Here is a 3,408-nt window from a genome sequence, read left to right as displayed (position 1 = left end):
CTCCCGCGAGGCCGGCAGGGGAAGAATCGTGATGGTCGCTGACGGTTGCATCCGCCGTGGCCGGGGAGTGCGTGGCATGGGTGGCGGTCATGACGTGCATGCCGAAAATCCCGGCGATAAGGGCCAGGACCGCGGTAAGCAGGCCCGCACGGCGAAGGAACGCGATCGCGGCGGCGTGTGCCGGTGCGGTCATGACGGTCCTTCCTTCCTGTGGCGGGCTATCTCTTTCAAGGCTACCGGCCCGGCGGCAGTGCACTTACCCGTACAACGATCCTGCACCGGATTCTGTTTCCGCCACTGGCCGGTGCACGTGGTGGGGACGTACGATCTTGCGGGTAAAACCCTGGGGGGACCACACTAAGGGCAACAGTTGCAGGACTTGGAGGAGGGCGGCGCTCGTGGGCGGCGACGGGGTATTCAGTATCGTGGCCGGGGTGGACGGTTCTGCCCCGTCGCGCCTTGCCCTGGAATGGGCAGTCACGGAGGCCCGGTTGCGCAACGGCCAGGTGAGGGCCGTGACCGCCTGGGAGTTCCCGCCCGCAACCGTTGGCATGGAAGGCATGGTCTGGGACCCGGACGTCTTCCCTCAGGCCGCGCGTCAGCTCCAGAACGAGGCCCTGAAGCGCGTGGACAGCGAGGGCGTGATGGTGACCGGTGAGGTTGTCCGGGGAAACGCGGCCGCCGTGCTCCTGCGGGCCGCCGGGAACGCTGACCTGCTGGTTGTGGGTTCCCGTGGTCTCGGAGGATTTACTGGGTTGCTGCTCGGCTCCGTGTCCACGCAGGTTCTCCATCACGCACCCTGCCCGGTGCTCGTGGTCCGGAACCGGTCCCGGTCCGCCGGCGAGGAATGAGTGATCCGTTGACCCGCAAGGCGACCCCTCCGGCGAAAGCAGCGGCTGTGACCGGTGACCACTCCTCCCACCGGTATCCGGCGGCCGGTCCCGACGGCGGAGCCGTTCCGGGGCGGACCGTCCGGGGCAGGCTCCACGCGCTGTGGCACACGGTGGTCGGAGCGGTGGGCCTGATCATGGGCCTCCTTCCGCACGTCCTGCACCACATAGGTCTGCTCGCCGGAACCGCCCTGGTGGCCGGCTCCGGTGGCACCGCATTGTTCGGGGCACTCGGGCTTCTGGCATCCATTCCCATGCTGGTCCGCCTCTACCGGCGGTTTGGCAGCTGGATCGCGCCGGCGCTGGGACTGTTGGTTTTCGCCGCCATGTTCTCCCTGTCAGCGTTTGTCATCGGCCCGGCCATCAGCGGCACCGGAGGCGACGTGACGCCGGGCCCGGTACCCACCCCGGGCCACACTAGCGAGCACACCGGAGGCCACTGAACACCCAGGAATCCCTGAACACCCGGTAGCGAGGCATCGCCGCAGCCAATGGACCGTGGAACGCTACTTCGCGCCGGTCAGGACGTAGCCGGAGGCGCGCACGGCCTCAGTCAGCGCCTCCTGGTCTGCGGTGCCGGTGACACTGAGGCGCGACGTGCAGCCCGGGACCAGTTCTACGGCCGCTGACTGGACCCCGGATACCCGGGACACGGCCTTCTCGACGGTCTGGACGCAGTGCGCGCAGGTCAGCCCTTCCAAGGCGTACTGCGTGCGGGACGCCTGAGCCTCCGGCGTTCCGGCGGCCGGCGCCGCCGCCTGCGTTTCGGCCGCGGGGGCGCAGCAGCTGCAGCCGTGTTCCGCGCTGGAGGCCAGGGGGAGTTGGGTACGTGTTTCGGTTGTTCCGCACATGTCAGTTTTCCTTCGAAGCGAGGGATAAAGGGGGATGTTGTGGTTGAACGGCTGTAGCGGCCTGGGGCCCGGACAAACCACGTCACTGACAACACTCCAAGGATACCCCCTGGGGGTATGGGGCGCAAGAGTTAATAGTGCCATCCTGCTATCCCTATTCCTCGGAGGGGACAGTGTGGCGTGATTCAAAGGATCTGCGGGCTCCCGCTTGACCCCTGGACCAGGCTCGCGCCCGGCCTGCAGCTCCTCCCGGGGAAAGCGGCCATCTGATCCACGGCCGGCGAGGCCAAGGCAAGGGGACCAAAGACTCTGATGCGGTAGGCCGGGCGGGTTGATAGTGAACCGCAAGGGCACTCGTGCGCCCGCACGCCGTCAGGAGGCAGTAAGGCGTCCGGGGCTACATCTGATAGGGCGCCAGAGACGCCGAACTTCATCCGCCGCCATGCCAGGGCACAGACGTTGACGCATACCCCTAGGGGGTATATGTTCGGCATAACCGGAAAACGACGTCCCGGGCGAAAGCCCATACGCAATGAAGGTCCGGCTACGGGTGGACAGAGCCCGCCGCCCTCCCCGGATTCCCTCATTGCCAAAGGACGCACCTTGCCTTCCGACCCCAAGCCCACACCCGATCACCAACCGGCACCGGCCAACAGCCACAGGCTGCCTGCTGATCCGGCCATCCTGCCGGGCAGTCCCGGCGTAGAAGGAGGAGCGATGACTACGCTTCTGAAACGCACCGTCGTGGAAGTCCGCGGTCTGAACTGGGCCACCTCCAAGACGGTCGTCGAACACGTCCTGCTGCGGCGGCCCGGAGTCGCCGCCGTCGATGCGAACCCGGTCGCCCAGACCGCGACCGTGAGCTTTGACCCGTCCGTGACCTCCGTGGAGCAGATCTCCGGATGGATCCGGGACTGCGGATACCACTGCCGGGGCGAAGCGGTCCCCGACCACGTCTGCTACCCGATGGAAGAAACAGCGCGCACCCCCGCGGCGGGGCATGACACCGCCGGCAAGGCCGGCGCAGGCCAGCCGTCCGGGCACGTCCACCCGGGTGCAGCACGTCCGGTGGAGCATGTGCACCCGACGGAGCCGGATCACCAGGGAATGCACGCCGGTCATGCGCCGGAAATGGCGGAACCCCACCCCGGCCATGTCCATACTCCGGCGGACAGCCATACCGGCCACGGCCCGGGCCCGCACGCTGCGCTGCCCCGGACCCCGCAGGACATGATGGGCCACGGCGGACACCACGGCGGAATGTCGATGGATGACATGGTCAAGGACATGCGCAACCGGTTCCTGGTCGCAGCGATCCTGTCAGTGGGTGTGACGCTCTGGTCCCCGATGGGCCGGGACATGTTCGGCTTCACCGCACCGACCCCGTTCGGGCTTCGTGACGACGTCATGGCCCTGATCCTGTCCCTTCCGGTCATTTTCTACTCCGCCTGGATCTTCTTCGACGGCGCCTACCGGGCGCTGAAGGCCCGCACCCTGGACATGATGGTCCTGGTCGCGATCGCCGTGGGTACCGGATGGCTCTACAGCGTCTGGGTCACCTTCACCGGCGGCGGGGAAGTGTTCTACGAAGCCGCCACCGTCCTGACCTCCTTCGTGCTGTTGGGCCACTGGTTCGAGATGCGTGCACGCGGCGGGGCGAACGAGGC

Annotated in this window: 4 protein-coding genes and 1 pseudogene; 3 read left to right on the top strand and 2 right to left on the bottom strand. The window is 67.4% G+C overall.

Annotation, left to right across the window (positions count from 1 at the left end):
* Positions 1-193, bottom strand: a pseudogene (locus ACZYZ3_RS20385) (hypothetical protein); the annotation flags it as partial.
* 205 nt (positions 194-398) lie between these two features.
* Between ACZYZ3_RS20385 and ACZYZ3_RS20380 the strand changes: the two are divergent.
* Complete coding sequence (locus tag ACZYZ3_RS20380; protein ID WP_463965585.1) at positions 399-851, top strand: universal stress protein; 453 nt, start codon at positions 399-401, stop codon at positions 849-851.
* Between the two features lie 47 nt (positions 852-898).
* On the top strand, positions 899-1,333 hold the full coding sequence (locus ACZYZ3_RS20375) for a hypothetical protein (protein WP_463965584.1): 435 nt from the start codon (positions 899-901) through the stop codon (positions 1,331-1,333).
* Between the two features lie 63 nt (positions 1,334-1,396).
* Here ACZYZ3_RS20375 and ACZYZ3_RS20370 read toward each other — a convergent pair whose 3' ends face one another.
* Positions 1,397-1,741, bottom strand: coding sequence for a heavy-metal-associated domain-containing protein (locus ACZYZ3_RS20370; RefSeq protein ID WP_463965583.1), 345 nt, complete (start codon positions 1,739-1,741; stop codon positions 1,397-1,399).
* Positions 1,742-2,458: 717 nt separating this feature from the next.
* Between ACZYZ3_RS20370 and ACZYZ3_RS20365 the strand changes: the two genes are divergently transcribed.
* On the top strand, positions 2,459-3,408 hold a 950-nt coding region (locus ACZYZ3_RS20365), incomplete at its 3' end, for a cation transporter (protein WP_463965582.1).

It is taken from the genome of Pseudarthrobacter linnaei (assembly GCF_055412825.1).
The sequence above is the reverse complement of the archived record's forward strand: the minus strand, read 5'-3'. Positions and strand labels throughout refer to the sequence as shown.